Origin of the sequence: Opitutus sp., from assembly GCA_024998815.1 — a bacterium.
Taxonomy (GTDB): Bacteria; Verrucomicrobiota; Verrucomicrobiia; order Opitutales; family Opitutaceae; genus Rariglobus.
The window spans coordinates 1,218,661-1,234,954 of the sequence record JACEUQ010000002.1 but is presented as its reverse complement, the minus strand read 5'-3'; the positions used below and the strand labels follow the sequence as shown (position 1 = coordinate 1,234,954).

General features: G+C 63.8%; 16 protein-coding genes. All 16 read right to left on the bottom strand.

What is annotated here, in order from left to right; translation table 11 throughout:
• Positions 1 to 44: 44 nt before the first annotated feature.
• The 16 genes from H2170_13230 to H2170_13155 all read right to left on the bottom strand — a co-directional run bounded on the left by H2170_13230 (position 45) and on the right by H2170_13155 (position 15,935).
• Positions 45 to 257 carry a hypothetical protein gene (locus H2170_13230; GenBank protein MCS6301034.1) on the bottom strand — a complete coding sequence of 71 codons (213 nt, stop codon included), beginning with the start codon at positions 255 to 257 and terminating at the stop codon, positions 45 to 47.
• Positions 239 to 685: a C40 family peptidase gene (locus tag H2170_13225; GenBank protein MCS6301033.1), complete on the bottom strand. Its 447-nt coding sequence runs from the start codon at positions 683 to 685 to the stop codon at positions 239 to 241. Before H2170_13225 ends, H2170_13230 begins: the two co-directional genes overlap by 19 nt.
• 32 nt (positions 686 to 717) lie before the next feature.
• Positions 718 to 2,790, bottom strand: a complete 2,073-nt coding sequence (locus H2170_13220; protein MCS6301032.1) for a phage BR0599 family protein — start codon at positions 2,788 to 2,790, stop codon at positions 718 to 720.
• 28 nt (positions 2,791 to 2,818) lie between these two features.
• On the bottom strand, positions 2,819 to 5,371 hold the full coding sequence (locus H2170_13215; protein ID MCS6301031.1) for a hypothetical protein: 2,553 nt from the start codon (positions 5,369 to 5,371) through the stop codon (positions 2,819 to 2,821).
• Positions 5,372 to 5,710: 339 nt separating this feature from the next.
• Complete coding sequence (locus H2170_13210; protein ID MCS6301030.1) at positions 5,711 to 6,142, bottom strand: hypothetical protein; 432 nt, start codon at positions 6,140 to 6,142, stop codon at positions 5,711 to 5,713.
• A 60-nt stretch (positions 6,143 to 6,202) separates the two neighbouring features.
• Entirely contained in the window at positions 6,203 to 7,015 is an 813-nt protein-coding gene (locus H2170_13205; GenBank protein ID MCS6301029.1) for a hypothetical protein, read from the bottom strand.
• Between the two features lie 35 nt (positions 7,016 to 7,050).
• Positions 7,051 to 7,500: a hypothetical protein gene (locus H2170_13200; protein MCS6301028.1), complete on the bottom strand. Its 450-nt coding sequence runs from the start codon at positions 7,498 to 7,500 to the stop codon at positions 7,051 to 7,053.
• A gap of 10 nt (positions 7,501 to 7,510) precedes the next feature.
• Positions 7,511 to 8,086, bottom strand: coding sequence for a hypothetical protein (locus tag H2170_13195; protein ID MCS6301027.1), 576 nt, complete (start codon positions 8,084 to 8,086; stop codon positions 7,511 to 7,513).
• Positions 8,087 to 8,219: 133 nt separating this feature from the next.
• Positions 8,220 to 9,422, bottom strand: coding sequence for a hypothetical protein (locus H2170_13190; GenBank protein ID MCS6301026.1), 1,203 nt, complete (start codon positions 9,420 to 9,422; stop codon positions 8,220 to 8,222).
• 2 nt (positions 9,423 to 9,424) lie between these two features.
• Entirely contained in the window at positions 9,425 to 9,874 is a 450-nt protein-coding gene (locus tag H2170_13185; GenBank protein ID MCS6301025.1) for a hypothetical protein, read from the bottom strand.
• A 78-nt stretch (positions 9,875 to 9,952) separates the two neighbouring features.
• Positions 9,953 to 10,882, bottom strand: coding sequence for a hypothetical protein (locus H2170_13180; GenBank protein MCS6301024.1), 930 nt, complete (start codon positions 10,880 to 10,882; stop codon positions 9,953 to 9,955).
• 17 nt (positions 10,883 to 10,899) lie between these two features.
• Positions 10,900 to 11,295 (bottom strand): hypothetical protein, encoded by a 396-nt coding sequence (locus H2170_13175; GenBank protein ID MCS6301023.1) that lies wholly within the window; start codon positions 11,293 to 11,295, stop codon positions 10,900 to 10,902.
• Between the two features lie 34 nt (positions 11,296 to 11,329).
• Positions 11,330 to 12,340: a hypothetical protein gene (locus tag H2170_13170; GenBank protein MCS6301022.1), complete on the bottom strand. Its 1,011-nt coding sequence runs from the start codon at positions 12,338 to 12,340 to the stop codon at positions 11,330 to 11,332.
• Between the two features lie 3 nt (positions 12,341 to 12,343).
• Positions 12,344 to 13,825: a DUF935 family protein gene (locus H2170_13165; GenBank protein MCS6301021.1), complete on the bottom strand. Its 1,482-nt coding sequence runs from the start codon at positions 13,823 to 13,825 to the stop codon at positions 12,344 to 12,346.
• A gap of 122 nt (positions 13,826 to 13,947) precedes the next feature.
• Positions 13,948 to 15,384 (bottom strand): hypothetical protein, encoded by a 1,437-nt coding sequence (locus tag H2170_13160; GenBank protein ID MCS6301020.1) that lies wholly within the window; start codon positions 15,382 to 15,384, stop codon positions 13,948 to 13,950.
• The gene (locus H2170_13155; GenBank protein ID MCS6301019.1) at positions 15,384 to 15,935 is read right to left on the bottom strand and encodes a DUF3486 family protein; all 552 of its coding nucleotides are present in this window, start codon (positions 15,933 to 15,935) and stop codon (positions 15,384 to 15,386) included. The genes H2170_13160 and H2170_13155 overlap by 1 nt, the downstream gene beginning before the upstream one ends.
• Positions 15,936 to 16,294: the final 359 nt, after the last annotated feature.

Below are 16,294 nucleotides of genomic sequence, written 5' to 3'. Positions count from 1 at the left end.
ACCGCCGCCGCCTTTTGATGATGAGCCGCCCATAGTTTTAACGACTACTTTTTGCCGGGCCGTTGAGTTGGCGCGGGTTTGGTGAATTGGTTCGTGGCTGGCGTGATCCAGCGCAGCGCGACTTTGTTCGTGCCCATGACGAGCGGGATGGCGACGGCCTGTTGATTGGTCGCGACCTCGTTTTGCTGCACGTTGCCCGTGTCAGGCGTCGGGTTGGGTTTTTTAGATCCGCCAAAGCTCATGCGATGGGCCTCCAAGTGGCGGCGTGGCGGCTCGCCCAAGTGGCGTCGAGGCGCGGGGTGATGACCACGCCCATGTGGTTAATCGCGTGCACGATTTGGTCACCGGGCAGAAGGATCGCGAGGTGGTGAATCGTGCTGCCAAGGGTGAAGCCGAGCAGGTCGCCGGGTTCGAGCTGGGAACTTGGAGCTAGGAGCTGGAAGAGGGGGCTGGCATCGAGCCACGGCACCATGATCGAGGGCGCACCGCTGCGGGCGTGGCCGGGAGGGCCGTGGGGGACTTCGCCCAGATCGAGGCCAGCCGACTTGTAGAGTTCGGCAACGAGCAGGTGGCAGCACACGCCGCCACGCGGGCCGCGCTCGCAGGAGTTGGGCGCAAAAGGCGTGCCGCGCCACAGGAAGGCATTGGTGGTGAGTGCGTCGATGTTGAGGGTTTCGGGGCGCATGTCTGTTTAATGGGTCGTCAATTGTCCGGCGCTTACTTTTTGCCGCCACTTCCGGCGTCGCTGGAGAGTTTAAACAAGCTGGGGTTGCCGGTGGGCACGAAGGGGTGGCCGCCAAAATTGGCGTAATTATTAAACGTGCCCGCGCAGGTTTCTCGGCGGCCGTCGCAGCCGGGATAGATTAGGATGGCGGTGCCGTTGCTCGGGAACGGCGAAGGGTCGCCGGAAAGCGTGAGCACGCAGGAGCCGCCCACGACAGCGGTCGATGCGAGGATGGCGCGGAGATTACCCATGCCCGGATTTATATCGGCCCACCCACCTGCGAAAATATCGGCAGCGGTGAGCACGGCTCCGCCCGAGCGGGCGAGAGAGCCAATGGTGAAGGTGTACGGAAAACCTGCCGTGCCCACAGCGGTCAAAATTGCAGTGTGCACAAAAGTGGACTTACTCAGGCCGCAACCCATAGAAAATAGGCCGTGATTGCAGCCGGGCTGTAGGTAAAAACGCGGGGCTTTGCGGTCGAAGGCCGAACCGAGGGCGGTCGCCTTGGCGGAAATACGTTTGCCTTTAATCGAGGCTGAAACGACTTCGCCCGACCAAGCGGCCGTGAGATTGTACGCGATGCCGCCTATCAAAATAGCGCGATAGACCCTAAGAGTCAGCGGCACGTCCATTCGCAGAAGCGCGACATCGAGCAGCGGGGCGACATCAAGGCCGTCGCAGTCGATTGAAAGCTCGTCACGATCGAGGGCGAGGCCGGTCTTGATGTCGCCGTGGGTGATCCGCGTAAACGCAATCGTAGCGCCGCCTAAGACCGGATCAGCGTCATCGACATACAAATCGCGCTCATACGACGTGAAGAAATAGGGGATTGTCCCACCGGCTTCGTAGTTACGCTCGAACAGATAAATCCATGCGCGGGGCGTGAGGTTGCCGAGGGTCGTGCCGAGGGTTTCACCGGCGGGCAGTGCCAGCTCGGGGGGCAGCTCGCGCACGCGGAAGGAGGCCGTGGCGAGGCGGTCGGTGATCCATTCCAGCTCAAGTTTCGGGCTGTCGAAACGGGCCAGCAGCAGCGGCACGAGTGAGGTCGTGGCGGCAGGGCTCGCAGCGTTGCCCGAGGAAAGGAAGGAAATCGTGGGGCTGGCAATGGTCGTGAGCGGACCAACCCAGCCGGTGAGCTGGCCTTTTTGGACGAGGCCCAAGCGGTCACCAATCACGAGGCCAGTCGTGTCGGTGACGGTCGCGGTCGTGGCAGAGGCCGCAAGGTTGGAGGCGAGGACGGCGGCGGACTGCTGGCCCGAGGCCCAAAAAGACGCGCCCGCACCGTGGGCAGCGAAGAAGGCCAGCAGCTTGGAGGCACTCCAACCGTCGGCAGTGGAGGCCCACGCTGTTTGTTCGACCGTGCGGGCAACGGCCGCAGCGCGGGCGACGTCGGAGGTCTGGCGGCCGAAGCCGATTTCGTCGCGGGCGATGCGCAGGGTGTAGCCGGTGCGCGGGCCGTCCCAATGGGTTAAAAATGGAAACAGGCGGGGGGCGGTGCCGTAGCCACTCGGCAACGGGCCTGCGGGCGCGGTGTAGGCTGCGGGCGTGATCGCCCAGATCGCAGGTGAATTTTCGACGAGGGCCACGTCGAAGGAGCAAAAGCCGTCGGTGATCCAGCGTAGGTCGCGGCTTTCCAAATAGCCGACGACGAGCGGGACAAGGGTGTCGTTGGCCGAGGGCGTGGGGCTGGAGGGCTCGGTGTCGCCCGTTTGGTAAATGCGCGGCGTTCCACCGGCAGCCGGGAACACGGCCTTGAGTCCGCCGGTGATGTCAGCCGAAGCACGGGCGGACCATGCGCAAGCGGCAGGCCAGAGCGGGGCGCATACCGGCTCATTTTGGTGCGCTCGGAGTCCGGCTGCCAGTTGGCGAGCATCGGTGCCGCTCACCTTGATCTGATAACGCAGGCGCAGGCGGAGGGTTTCACCGTGAGCGCGGCGGGCTTCGCGGTCGGTCAGGCCCGACTCCTGAGCGGTGAGGAGCGAGGCCGTCGCCTTGATCGGCGTGCCCCAGTCGGGCAGGTCGTCGAGCAGGTAGAGGCTCTGGGAATTGTAGGTGAGCGGGATCATGCGGAGCTATGAGCTGGGAGCTTCGAAGTTAGCCGTTGCCGGTGATCGTGTGGATATTGCGGGACACGATATCGAGGATGTGGGCTTGGCCTTCTTGGCTGGCGGCCCACTGCTGCGGGGTCATGTAGCCCATGAGGCCGATGTTGATCTGCGTGTTGCCGCCTGCCTGCACGGGCGATGTAGCCCCACTGCTGACTGTGTTTGTCGCCAACTGGCCGGGGTTAAAGTTACCCGCATTCATTTGCTTTAGCAGCGGCTCGTATTTGGCCGTGGCCTGAGCTGTCATCATGAATTCGCCGTTTGATGCCCTAATAAACACATCATCGCTGGTACCGGTGCCGGGCCCTGAGATTCGACCGCCTTCGGCAAAACCGGCGACACTGCTAATGATCGCGGCTTTAGAGGCGGCCGCGCCGGTGACTGCTGCGCCGCCCATGGTTGCGATACTCGCTGCGGTTGCCGCTGGAGCCCACATTGCCAAGGTTGCCGAGGTGACGGGCAGGAGCGCTGCAAGCTGAGCGGCGCGGATGGCATTACCAAATACCGCCATGACGATTTGCTGGGTGATCCACTGGGCGGCCATCCTCACAAATGCCCCAATGATTGAATCAACGATGGACTGGCCGATGTTAGCCAGCGCCTGCCCCCAAGTCATTGTTTGATTGATCAGTCCTTGCAGGCTTGAGCCGATGCCGTTCTCCAAGCCCTGGGCAACGGACAAGACGGCAACCGACGCCCGACCGGCGGCATCAGGGATGCTGTTAAGGTATTCCACGGCTCCTTGGGTCGCGCCGGTGCCTATAGACTTAGCCTGCGCGTTGATGCTTGATATGTTGTTCTCGCCAGCCTTGGCATTGAGTCCAGAGACCTCGGAGTCAATTTGACCACGGCGAACATCGGTCGCTGATTCCCGCTCTTTATTGAGCAGGTCGATCCGCTCTTTGATGAAGCGGTTTTGTTCCGCATACAGAGCGATCTCACCTTTGCGCTTGGTCTCATTAAGAGCGAGCGGATCATTTTTAAGATTAGAAATCGCGGCATCCCCAGTGGCGATCCTGCGAGCGGCCGCGAGTTGCTCTTCTTTTAGCTTTAGCTCTTTGGCGTCTGCTATGGCTTTAGCAGCCTTCTCGGCGAGTGCCTTGTCGGCTTCAGCTTGGGCGTTTTTCGTGGCAACAATGTCGGCGTCGATCGCGGCAAGCTGGGTGGTGAGAGCCAGCCGGTCCTTGGCCGCCTGCACCGATTGATCTTCGGCGGCCGGCATCTGCATGATCACGCGGTGGCGGGCGTCTTCAGCCAGGGCAAGCTGGGTGGCGAGGTCGAGTTGCTTGGTTTGCGCAGCGTCAATGGCGGCATCGAGCTTTGCCTGTTCGGCGAGGATCGGGGCCTTGGCCTCGGCGAGTGCCTTGGCGGCTTCGGCAGCATCCAGCGTCGCCTTTTTAGTGGCGGCGAGCGTGGCGAGTTCAGCGCGGGCGGCGAGGATCGGAGCGTTGGAAAGCTGGTTGGCCTGCGACTCGGCGCGAAGTTTGCCCCGATTTTCCTCTAGCAGTTCGGGGGCTACCCGACGGGAGGACTGAGTGGCGCGAAGGATCTCGGCTTCGGTCTTAACCGGCTTGAGTGGTTGGGCGGCGAGGGCTTCGAGGGCAGATCGTGCCGCAGGTGCTGGGGGCTGATTTACTTTGGCGTAGGCCCCGGCACGGCCACGGGGCCCGGTGATGGGGTCGCCCGGAAGAACAATGCCCACCAGACCGGCCTTAAAAATGGTCCAGCGTTGGTCCAGCTCTTCGAGCTTCTGGTTGGCAGCAGCCAGCTTTTTAACCATCGCATCGTCGAGGACACGCCCCGCCTCCGTCATCGCGGAGGTGGTTTTTTCCAGCCCAGCCGCGCCTAGTTCTTTGAGTGCGGCGAGGAGCTTGCCTGTACCCCGCCCAAGGATGGCTGTGGCGGCGGCCGCAGCTTCGGCACTGCCTGCATGCGCCGCCAAGGCGGCACCAACGCGGGCCAGTGCTTCGTCGGGAGCGAGCCCACGAAGCGTTTCAACCGACAGACCCAGCGATGAAAACGCCGTGATGAGCGGCTGACTCCCGGAGGCCGCCCCTGCCAGTGCCAGGCTGAGGCGTTGCATTGTCTGCGCGACTTGCGGGGCCTTGATACCGGCGTCGCCGAAATGGGCGTTGAGAGCCTGTAAATTGGAGGCAGACACACCGAGCTGCTCGGAGACATCCTGGAGGTTATCGGCGAACTGGAGCGAGGCGTGAAACTGGTTGGCGGCATAAGCGGCAGCTGTGAGCCCCACGCCCACGGCGGCAGCGGAGCCGTTGAGCATGTTCATCGCCGTTCCCACGACAGGGATGGACTTAAACACATCGCCCACAGCCTCGCTGACCTTACCCATGCCGCCAATGCTGGCGAGCTGACTACGCACCAGCCCGAGGTTCTTTTCGACCTTCTGCAAGGCTTCGGCACCCCCTGTGCCAAGGGTGCGCAGTTGCACGATATTCTTGGCAAACTGAGACTCCATGGCACGCAGTTGCTCCAGCTGCGTGGCGACGCCGATCTTGATTTGGAGGTCTACTTGGCTCATGGTGTGGGAATGAAGGCGCTGCTAATCCTGTTTTTTTTCGGGGGGATTATAGCGTCGTTGATGGTGCGTGATGTGCTGCCGGTGATGCTGGCCTGCGGCCTGTGCCTGGCGGTGCTTTGGGTGGGAGATAAGGCGACCGCCAAACAGCGGCGTGCGGAGTGTGAGCGGGTGCGGGCTTCGCAGGGACTTGGACCTAGCGGGTTGAACTAGAGGCTTCAGCGCTGAACTGTTCGGCTAGCTTCGTGGCCCCATCGCCGCCGTTGAAACCGTGGTTCACGCAGAGCAGCAGCTGCAGGTTTTGTTCAGCCCGGAGGCGATGATGTTCGGCAAGGATCGCCATCAGATGATCGGGGCAGAGGTCGAGGACTCGCTCGCGGCATCCACCTTCGACTCCGAGGGCGCAGGCACGGGCAACAAGGCGGGCAAGTTCATCCCAGCCGAGACCGCGATCACGCTCAGGATCTGAACCTCTTGAATGAAGGGCATGAGCAGGGCGGCGAGCCGGGGATCGCCCTTCGCGATCTCGGTCGCCGCTGGAAAATTTAGCTCGATGATCTTCTTGTGCAGTTCGCCAAACGCGGCCGGTGTGAGCGTATCGACCCAGTCGGCGCTCTTACCCGTGGCCAAAACAACCAGCCCGACGCCATCGGTGGCAGCGAGTTTTTGGGCGAACAGATAGAGGTTGCGAATCGAGAGGCGCCCGAGGGCGAGCTGTTCGTGGGTGCCGTCGGTCTTCGCGACGGTGAAGGGCGTGTGGTTGAGCAGGGACATGGTGGATGGGTTGCGCCCCACGGTTTATTCGCGGGGCGCAGTTGGGTTGAGTTCCTCGGCTTAGCTGCGGACGAAGAGGCTGCCCGAGACGTCGAGGATCGTGACCATGAGGCTCACTTCAGCGGCGCTCTTGCCGTCCTGCGCATTCAGGCCGTTGCCGTCGAGGATGACCTCGCAGTTGAAGTCGACATAATCGAGGAACACTTTGTTGGTGCTGTCGCGGTCGAAGAAGGCCAAGCGGCCGTAACCACGGCGGATGGCCGTCTGCATCGGGTTGAGCTGAGTCATCGCCAAGTTCGACGGATCGGCGGTGATGGCCGAGGCGGTGATCGTGGGCGTGCGGCTCACCGCTTGCGACGTGAGGAAACGCACGCGGCCAAGGTCGCGGTCCACCACGAAGTCGGTGTTTTCCGTGAGGGTCGTGATGGTCAACGCGGTGACGTTACGCACCGAGACGCCGCCTGCAGTGCGCAGCTGGTACCAGCGACCGATCACGGCGGGGGCGACGCTGAAGTCGAGCGGCTGACCGGCGGTGGCGGTCAGGGCGGCTTGTAAGAAGTCGCCGACGATGTTGGCGTTAAAAGCGTAGGCCAGCTTGTAGGGGTCGGCCTCGTTGCTCTTCAACTTAAACGACAGCTTGGTGAGGGTGGGCTCGTTGGAGATCTGGCGACGGATGCCGCGTACGGAGACGATGCGACCCTCGGTTTCGACGGTGGAGTCGACATCGACGACGGTCATGTTACCGAAATCGCGGAACGGGAAGGAAACACCGCCAGCGAGGGCAGCGGAGGTGGCATTTTCCGCGAAGGCGAACTCGGCGGTGGTGCCGATTACCATGCTGCGGATGTTTTGGAGGTTGGAATTAACGGCCATTGGAGGAGGTGTGCTTTAGGTTTGGTTTTTGCTAATCAGACGGAAAAGGGGAGGACGGTGCGCACGAGCAGGTGATGCACGACGACGCCGTCGGGCGCGTCGGTGGCGAGCTCGTGCCCGGTCACACGGATGAGGGGCGTGGAGCGCTGGCCGAAGGCGACGGGCTGGTTGTGGAGGGCGGCGATGGCGGTGGAGACGGCGTCGAGGGTATTGCGGTCGGTCTTGAGCAGCGGGGCGTGGATAACGGCAACGGTGAGCTCTTCCTGGAAGACGAGGGGCATGGGCTGGCTCCAGCCGGCTTGATCGAGGTTTTGAGCGGTGCCGCGTGCGGTGGTGACTACGATGCCGAAGCCGATGTTGAGCAGGGTGGTTTCGATCTGCTGCGGCAGGTCGCCGAGCTTTTCGGTGAGGATCGTGTCGGTCGGGAAAGCGACGGCAAGCAGCGCGGCGAGGCGGGACTGGAGATCGATGAAGGCGTTGGGCATTTTTAAAAAATCAGCGCTGGCGCTGGACGAAGGAGCGTGCGGCGGTGAGGACGGCTTGGCTGGTGAGTGCGGGCGGTGGCAGGGCCGAAGGATCGGCCTTCACCGTGACCGAGCGCACGAGCTTGTAGAAATTGACGAGCTTCCCGCCTTCTTCGCGGCCAAGCAGGAGCGTGCCGCGTTTGGAGCGGTACGGGAACAGCCCCTCGATTAATCCCGACGACGGGCGCACGCCGTAGGCTTCGGCACGCAGGGGAATGGCGAGGAACTTTTTCTCCTTGGGCCGGATGGTGCCGCCGTAGACTTGGGTGCGGATGCGCGGATCGGCGATCGTGACGGTCGCCGAGTCATCGGTGGCAAAGGCGAAGGCGGTGGCCTTGCGGATCTGCGCCCAGAAGTGCTGGCGCTTCCAGCCCCTGCGGTTGGGTTTTTCGGCATCCGCGATCTTGAACCATTCGCGGTATTCCTTTTCCACGGTGCGACCGAGGACGGACATGAGCGGGCGGCGTTGGCCGGGGCCGAGCGTGGTGGTGAGGCCACGCAGGAGCTGCGAGGCCTCGTCGGTGACGACTTTGACTTCGACGCTCATGGGCGGGCCTCCTGCTTTGCGGTTGCAATGGGCGTGCAGGCGGGTTGCTTGGCAGGTGCGCAGTCTGAGACGTGCAGGACGTAAAGCCTGGGGTGAAACGACATCGGGCACTGGCTGGCATGGGAGGCTCTCTTCACGGGGTGCCTCCTTCTTTTTTTACGTAGAGCGTGTGCAGGCGCATGTTGCCGGTGATGGGGGCGGGCTTCCAGGTGACCATGGCGAGTCTCCCGGCCAATTTTTTTTCAAAGATGAGGTCACCGGGTTGGTTGCCCGTGCGCACGACATCGGGCTCGCGCCACACGTGGGGGATGAGCTGGTAGTCTATGAGTGTGAGGGGGCGTTGGTCGCCTTGCGCTTCGCCCGCGCCATGCCGCGCCTGAGCATGGCGCAGGTGGTCGGCGTCGAGGTTGAGGACGGCTTCAGGGCGCAGTTCTACGCCGGCGGCGGCTGCTTGGGCGCGGGCTGCAGCGGTTGTCGTGCCGAGGTCGATGGACCACTTGACCCCAGGATCTGCGAGGGCGGCTTCGTAGAGCTTTACGATACGCTGGCCTTGCCAGACGACTTTACCGTCGCGCCCCACATCGACTTGGTCGCCGAAGAGCTGCTTAAAGCCTTCCATGACGGCAGGGGTGGCCTTGGGGATCGAGGCTTCTAGGGCGTGGTTGAAATCGAGATCCGGCGGGCGCACCAAGTCATCGGGGCCGAGCAGGCCCATGGCTTCGGCCTCGTCGCGGGCGATGTCTTCCAAGCCCATGCCACTGCCAAAGTCGAAGGGCGGCCACGGGCGGCCAAAGCGGCTGATCTTGGTCCATAACGGATCATCCTTGAGCGCAACCATACGACCGCCGAAAAACTCGCCTCCAGCCTCAGCCCAGCGCTCGGCCCAATCGCGCGGATCTTCACGGTCTTCGATGCGCACGAGTTCCTGCGCGGGGAAAGCGTCCAGGATGGCGGGGGCATTGCCGGCATCCCAGCGTGCGTATTCTAAGGCATCTTCGGTCTGGAAGTCGTAGATGGTTTCTAGGCGGCGGCGGCTCACGAGGTCGGTCAATTCACCGCTGTCGCCCTCGGGCGCACCAAGGGCCTGGCGGATCGTGGCGACGAATTTAGACCGGTCCATCGTGGTGGTGCCGGATTGGTCGAGGGCTTGGCGAATGCCGTCCTGAAGGAGCGCGATCGTACGGGCCTGTTCCACTCCAGCGCTGAAGAATGCGCGGTCACGGTGTCCGAGCTGCAGCTGAGCCCACTCAGCCGAGCGCAGCGGCGAGGCGACCGGAGTCTTGGACTCCAGACGACGCACGGCGGCGGGCAGCGGTTGAGTGGTGAGGGTGGGCATGATCAGAGGCCAGCTTGCTGGCTGCGGGTGGTGGTGCGTTCGCGGCCCGACCAGCTTGGGGAGGGCGTGCTGGTGGCCTCGGTGGTGGGTACGGCCGGGGTGACGACGAAGAACTTGCCAGAGGCAACGTCGCGCAGGAGCGCGAGGGCGTTGGCGTTGGCCGAGCGGCGATCCTCAGTGAGGAGCGACGACACGGGCAGGCGCGTGGCCAATTCGAAGCGGATGCGGGTGATGGCCGGGCCGAGAAGCTCGTCGGGGATCGTCTCACCGCTGCCCAGGGTATTGCCCGCACAGCCGCGCACGTAGCCGCGCACCTCGCGCACGATTTGCGAGGTGATCTCGGGCAGCGGGTTGATCTGCCCCGAGCCGAGGGCTGCGGTTTTAAGCGCAGTTAGCTCCGGGCCAGAGAGCTTGGTGAGGACGTTGGCCTCGGTGAGTGTGATCCAGGACATGGGTTTTCGAAGGGTCGTGAGTTCTAGGGAGCCGCCCCGCTGGTGCGGGGAGGCTCGAAGAAACCACCACGCGGGGCTTTAGGTTGGCGTGAGGCGGCGGGCGCTGATCGTGCTGGTCACGCGGATGTCGCGGGCCCAGTCGAGGGCGAGGATGTCCGAGCGGTTGCTCTCGGAGCGGTACTTGCGCACCGAGTCGATGCCTGCGCCGGGCGTGACGAAGGTTTTGGCAAACGATGCGTCGAACTGGTCGGGGTTGGGCGAGGAGTAGAACACCCACACGTTGCTCGCGAGCATGTTGGCGGTGGCCTTCGTGGTGCCGGGCTTGTTGCTATCGCGGATCGCGGTGGTGACACCGACCTTGATCGCGGGGTTGAGCAGGATGCCAGCGGCAGCATCAGAACTCACGTTGACGGCAGCAGCGTTGGGGAAGCGGCCGAGGACGGCGTTGCTGTTGCGGAACCAGCGCCAAGCGGTGAGGCCGAACACGATGTGGGTCGGGAACTGGCCGATGTCGTCGGCGATGTTCTGGATCTGCGTGTCGAGGTCGGAGACCGGATTGCCGGAAGCAGGAACCGACCAAGCCGGGGTCGCATCGGCCGAGCGGGCGGCGTTAAGCGCGGTGACCACATCGTTGATGTGCGAGACGGCAGCACTGGTGAGCAGCGTCTTGGTCTTGGCGCTCTCCAGCAGAGCTTCGAGACCGCCAGCCGCTTTGCGCTCGTGGTCGTCGATGCCGATTTCAAGTGCCTGCGGTAGGCAGCTGTAGTCGCGATCGGTGGCGAGGAACTCCAGGCGCTTGGCGGTGCCGCCGATGGCGCGGGCCGTTTGCACAGTCTGGAAAGCGTTCTTGTCGGAGAACTCCTTGTACTTACCCGTGGCGCTGGCGACCTGGGTAAAGGGCGCGAGCCACTGGATGATGGGATCTTGGGCGGCGACGATCTCGGGGAAAATGCCGCGAGCGTAGTCGGTGAGGGTCGAAAGGACCGTGGAGGAGGCGAGTTGAGACATGGTGGTGAGTTCTGGGGTTAAGCGAGGGCGACGGTATCCAGGAGGATCGCGTCGATGAGTTCGTTGGCCGCACCGGCTTCGAGGGCGCGGGCGACTTGTACGCGGGCGGTGCCGGTGCCTTGGTCGAGGCCGACAGTGCCATCGGCGCGGAGGGTCAAGAACGAGCCCACCACGATGGAGCCGGGGACGGAGTTGAGCTTGACCTTGGCGATTTCGCCGGAGCCGGAGAGCAGCACGGCGCTGCGGCCAACATTAGCGAAGCCGCCGTCGAGGATCACGCCGAGGGGGAGCTGGCCGGTGGCAGCGCTGACAAGCTGGCCGGAGGCCTGGACAAAAAAGCCGCGCGAGAGGCTTTGATCTTGGGCACCATTGCTGATCGACAGAATGGGGACATCAAATACGAGTTTAGACATGGTAGGATTACGGGTTGGTGGTTAACGGAAAAGTTTACTCGACGAAGAGGGCGGGCTGCGCGGCGCGCACGGCGTGGAAGGCCACGTCGTAGGAGCAACGGTTGGCGATCTGGTGCTCGCCAATCGCCTTGCGGCGCTTTTCGCCCAGGTCGCCGGTATCATCTGCGCCGGGGGTGAAGCTCGGGGCTTGCTTGCCGTTGCGATTATGCACGGGGGCGTAGCCGCTGCCCTGCTTGCCGAGGGCCGCGATGAAGGCGAGGCCCTCGGTGCGATTCTTGGTGAGCAGCGCGGTAGCGGCCGTGCGGGCCTCGCCCTGAAGACCGGCGCGGTCGAGATCGTGACCGATCAGCTCGGTCTCAAGCGCGGTGATGCGATTGTGGGCGGTGCCGAGCGCGGTTTTGCGGCTCTCGACTTCGTTCATCTGGCTGGTGATGGCGGCTTGGATGGCCTCATCGGTGGAGTCGGGCGGGAGCCCGAGTTGGGTGAGCAGTGCTGCTTTGTAGTCCATGGTATGGGAGGATTCAGGGGAAAGGCGGTTGGAAATGGGCACCATGCCCTTGAGGCGGGGATCGTTGGTGAGTGCGCCGCGCAGGAGCGCCACGGGGGTGACGCGTGCGCCGGGCGTGTAGTTGCCGGGGGCGAAGCCGAGCACGGGGCTAAACAAGCGGTAATCGCCTCCCTCCAGTGCGGCCTTGCCCGAGGCGGAAAACTTAACCCGGCCCCACAGGCCGTCATCGCGGGCGGCGACTTCCTCAATCCAGCCGGCAGCGCGCGTGGATTTGTCGGTGTCGTGGGAGAAATGATCAAAGTCGACAAGCAGGCCGGGGAAATTAACGGCGGCAGCGCTCTCGCGGAAGCGGGCGGCGAGCCCATCGGCAGCAGCGCGGTCGAGGACCTGCACGATGGCGACCTCGCGGCCGCCCGGCAGCTGCATGGGGGCGGGCTGTTCGCCGTAGGGCGCGAGGTGCACCCAGCCGTCGGCAGGGAGCGTGAACGCGGTGTCGCCGGAGCGGTTGAGCGTGATGGGCAGGCAGGTGGTGTGCATGGGTTATCGGTTTGGGGTTGAGGTGGCCTCTGCGCCCGCGCCGCCCAGCGCCGTGCCGAGGATTTCTTCAAAAACCTTGGTGGTGGCGCTGTCGGCTCCCTGCTTCTTGACGAGCGAGGGCAGTTGCGTGCGGATCTCGGCTGCGGCAGCGCGGAAGGCAGCGTCGTCCTCTTTGGCCAGCGCGTCCTGGAGCGCGGCGCGCAGTGGGGCGAGGTCGGCTTGGATGGCCTTGGTGAGTTTGTCGAGGGAGGCGCGGCGCAGGGTCTCAGCATCGGCAGAGGCCGAGGAGGCGCGGTTAAAGGCAGCGCCACCACCGAAGCCTTGCGCGGCGGGCACGGGAGCGGCGGTAAGTTTTAAGCCGGTCTTTTCGGAGAGCTCGGCGGCATCTAGGCGGAAACCCGCCTGCGTGGCTTTGACGGCGTGATCAAGCAGTTGGCCCACGTCGGTCTGGTCCTTGGCGGCGAGTTCAAAATAAGCGAGCGGGCGCACCCCGGAGGCAAGGCCGAGGATCGAACGGTCGAGCTGGCGCTGAAAGATTTCGCTGATCTCACCGGCTTCGGCCTGGGCGAGCTCGGCAAACGTGTCGGCATGCACCTCGCTCTGGCCGCCACCGAGACCAGTGGGGCCGTTGAGCATGGTAAGCTTGCCGCTGGTGCCAGCGAGCACGAGCTGGGCGTCCTGGTAATCGAGGTGCTGCTGAAACGGGTTCACCCCGCGCGCCCCGCTGGTGACGGTCTGGATCTTGGCCCCATTGGGCAGGGCACCGCGCATGTCACCCACGACGGCCTCGGCGAGGGCTTGATACTCGGCCTCCTTTTCAGGCGGCACCTGCGCGGGCATTTCCACGAAAAGCGGGTCGATGCCGTACACTTCGATGAAGGCGTCCCAGTCTTTCTGCGAAAGATTTTTGCGCAAAAAGCAGATCAGGCCGATCTCGTTGATCGGGTCCTCGACCTCACGGATGAGGAAGTGCGCAGGGTCGATGGGCGTGCCGCTCACGGTGCCGCTCCCGGCTTTCTCGTTATAGACCCACGGGCCGTAGACGGTATCGCGAGCGAGGAACCACTGCTCGACCGGCTCCAGCCGCACCAGGGCGGCGGCGGGGTTGTCGCCCTCGTAGCGCCGCTCTAGGTGAGCGTAGCCACGAAACGAGGCGAGGCCGAGGAAGCGAATGGCCTCACGCAGATTTTCGATGCGGTCGTAGGCGGCGCGGAGTTTGGCGGCCTGAGCGGCGGCGGCGGGCGACTCGTCCACAGTCTTAATGTCCCAGTCGAGTTTGCCCAGGGCAGAGAGCCGCAGGTGTTTGAGCGCACGCAGGGTGGCCTCGCGCTTTTCGATGAAGCGGTAAGTCCACTGGAGTTCGGCGTAGGCCCCGCGCTCGCCCTCTTCGAGCAGCGACACGGCGCGCTGGAATGTCAGCGAACGAAGCGGGTTAAATTGGGCACGCCACTTGGCAGCGACCTTGAGTTGGCGGGTAATGCTCATGAGCGGACCCCCAGAACCCGCGCTGCAATGCCGCTGCAATTTGATGCAAGACGGGTATCGGCCCCAAAACGGGTCAAGGTAGCACCCCAGGGCTTAAAACGGCTTAAAACGCGGGTTTTCATTTAGGCGATCAGTTGACGGTCACGGCGGGCGGCGAGGGCTCGGGCAGCCCGGTGTGGTTGGAAGCGGCGGAATGAGCCGGGGGTGGCGGGCGACTTTCCGGCATGCAGGGCGAGCGCCCACGCCCAGAACTCGTCGGCGTGGCCGCCGTCGGTGCGTTCGGCGAGGAAGCGGATATTGCCCGCTGCCGTGGTCTCTTTGCGAATGGCGCGGAAGGCGGCGACGACCTGTTTGTCGTCGGGGATGCGGGCGCTCTTGTCCTCGGCGGCAGCACGGGCGGGATAGGCCAGCTCCTCTTTGACCGGGCCGGTGAAGGTCACTGCCTCGACCTTGTAGTCGCCGAAGCGCTTCTGCGCACGCTCGACGAGCTGGCGGCCGATGCCGGTGTTGTCGATGCAGGCGCGGCGCAGCATGGGCAAGGCGAGCAGCTCGTAGAGAGCGGCCTCCTGCGACTCGAAGGTCGCATTTTGAAGGCGCACCAGTTTGCGGGTGAGGTTCATCCCGCCCACGCGCTCGTTGACCCAGAAGCAGGTCAAGTCCTTCACTCGGCCAATGTCGCCGCCGAGGTAGAGCTCGTTTTTGCAGGCGGCGAGTTGCGCGAGGGTGTACTCCCACTTTTCATCGGCCTTGTACTTGATGCCGTCGATGAGTTCGTAGGTGAGGAACGCGCCCGCATCATCGGCAGGGATACACATGTACTCCTGCAGGAACGATTCCTCGTCGGTGCAGCCGGAGCGGATAAAATCGTAGTAAGCGGCCTCGTCCATGTCCTGCCGGGGATCGTCGGGCGGGAGCTTGGCTTGCAGCTTGGCGAGGAAGCCGGCGTCGAGCGCGTCTTTGAGGGTGACCGTGTGCAGGGAGAAACCCTTGGGGTTGCCCTTGTGCTTAATCTCCTGGACGAGCTGGTTGAAGAAATTGGCCGAGCCACGGTGCGTGCTGATGATTTCCATCGAGCCGCCCCACGTGATACCGGGATAGGCGATCGCGTAGAGCTTGCGCGGATCGGGGTGCAGGGCGAACTCGTCGAGAATACGGTCGCCGCGTTTCCCCGCCTGCGCGTCGGGGTTGGACGACATCGAATTGATCCGGGCCCCGCTGGCGAACTGGAGCACGTAAGCGCTGATGGCGCGCTCGGGGTCGATCACCTGCGAGCCGAGATCCTGCGCCGCCGTGTTAAGAATACCGGCAAAGCTATTGCAGTCCTCCTTAAACAGACGGGCCTGCAAGTCGTCGCGGCTGCTGATCCATGCGTCTTGGCGCGCACCCTCGCCGCTTTTTTCGCGGACGAGCCGGTAGGCAGACGACCAGGACAAGCCGATCTGGCGGCTCTTTTCCATCAGCTTGAGGCGCGACCCGTCTTTGATCCAGCGGGCTTGGTAGCCGAGGAAGAAGGCGGAGGCGTCCGCTGGCTTGGCCTTGGATTTGACGGGGCGGGCCATTAGAGGAGGCGGAGCTGTTCTTCGATCAGCTCCAGCGTGGTCTTGTTGAGGCCGCCCTTGCTCTTAGCCTTTTCCAGCGAAGCGCGCGCGGCGCTGATCTTGTCCTCGTACTGGCGCAGCTTTAAATTGAGGGAGCTTTCGTTGAGGGTCACCTCGCGCTCTTTGAGGCGGAGCTTGGCGCTGTCGCCGATGATGCCAGCGAGGGTGGCGAGGGCGTTGACGTCGGCCCCTTGGGTGCGGGCCATGATGTAGGCGCGCTCCTGGATGAGCGCGAGGGTGGCTGCGTCATAGTTGCCTTGGGCTTTGGACTCGGCTTTGACCTGCTCGGCAAACTGGCGGGCGGTGGCCGCATTCTGCGACCAGCTGTGGATGCTGTACCAGTTGCACAAGGCACCATCGGAGACAGTTACGCCGTGCTCGGCTTTGAGCCAGGCGGCGACGTCCTTGTAACTCTCGTTGGCCTCACCGAGCCGACGCGCCACCTCGGCGCGGATCTCGGGGGCGAGACCGGCTACCTTGGAGTCGGAGCGGGGCTTTTTGATGGAAGGCATGGAGGAGGAGGGCAGCGGGCAGATGTCAGAGGGCAGCGGTCAGAGATCAGATGTCAGAGGGCAGATGTCGGAGGGCGGAGGGGAGAGGGCTGAGGTCAGGTGGCAGAAGTCAGATCTCTGATTTCTGACGTCTGATCGAAAAAGGGGCAGTCGGGCGGCAGCTTGGGTATCGCTTTCGCGGGTCAAGAAACGGGAGCCCGCGCCGGTATGACGACGGAACCGTCCGACTGTTGAGGCCCTGCGCATGGCGTCGCAGGGAGGTGGGGATCACGCCCGGCCGGGACTACGGAGCGATGCGAGGCGCGAGAGCGGTTTTCTCCGTCTGCGGCGGCACGGGTCGTGAAAATGATGTTGAGAAT

Excerpts from the sequence above, each read along its gene's own strand:
- H2170_13205 (MCS6301029.1), bottom strand. The coding sequence starts at position 7,015 with ATGGCCGTTAATTCCAACCTCCAAAACATCCGCAGCATGGTAATCGGC.
- H2170_13225 (MCS6301033.1), bottom strand. The coding sequence starts at position 685 with ATGCGCCCCGAAACCCTCAACATCGACGCACTCACCACCAATGCCTTC.
- H2170_13160 (MCS6301020.1), bottom strand. The coding sequence starts at position 15,384 with ATGGCCCGCCCCGTCAAATCCAAGGCCAAGCCAGCGGACGCCTCCGCC.
- H2170_13200 (MCS6301028.1), bottom strand. The coding sequence starts at position 7,500 with ATGCCCAACGCCTTCATCGATCTCCAGTCCCGCCTCGCCGCGCTGCTT.
- H2170_13210 (MCS6301030.1), bottom strand. The coding sequence starts at position 6,142 with ATGTCCCTGCTCAACCACACGCCCTTCACCGTCGCGAAGACCGACGGC.
- H2170_13185 (MCS6301025.1), bottom strand. The coding sequence starts at position 9,874 with ATGTCCTGGATCACACTCACCGAGGCCAACGTCCTCACCAAGCTCTCT.
- H2170_13170 (MCS6301022.1), bottom strand. The coding sequence starts at position 12,340 with ATGCACACCACCTGCCTGCCCATCACGCTCAACCGCTCCGGCGACACC.
- H2170_13190 (MCS6301026.1), bottom strand. The coding sequence starts at position 9,422 with ATGCCCACCCTCACCACTCAACCGCTGCCCGCCGCCGTGCGTCGTCTG.
- H2170_13220 (MCS6301032.1), bottom strand. The coding sequence starts at position 2,790 with ATGATCCCGCTCACCTACAATTCCCAGAGCCTCTACCTGCTCGACGAC.
- H2170_13165 (MCS6301021.1), bottom strand. The coding sequence starts at position 13,825 with ATGAGCATTACCCGCCAACTCAAGGTCGCTGCCAAGTGGCGTGCCCAA.
- H2170_13180 (MCS6301024.1), bottom strand. The coding sequence starts at position 10,882 with ATGTCTCAACTCGCCTCCTCCACGGTCCTTTCGACCCTCACCGACTAC.
- H2170_13175 (MCS6301023.1), bottom strand. The coding sequence starts at position 11,295 with ATGTCTAAACTCGTATTTGATGTCCCCATTCTGTCGATCAGCAATGGT.
- H2170_13215 (MCS6301031.1), bottom strand. The coding sequence starts at position 5,371 with ATGAGCCAAGTAGACCTCCAAATCAAGATCGGCGTCGCCACGCAGCTG.
- H2170_13195 (MCS6301027.1), bottom strand. The coding sequence starts at position 8,086 with ATGAGCGTCGAAGTCAAAGTCGTCACCGACGAGGCCTCGCAGCTCCTG.
- H2170_13155 (MCS6301019.1), bottom strand. The coding sequence starts at position 15,935 with ATGCCTTCCATCAAAAAGCCCCGCTCCGACTCCAAGGTAGCCGGTCTC.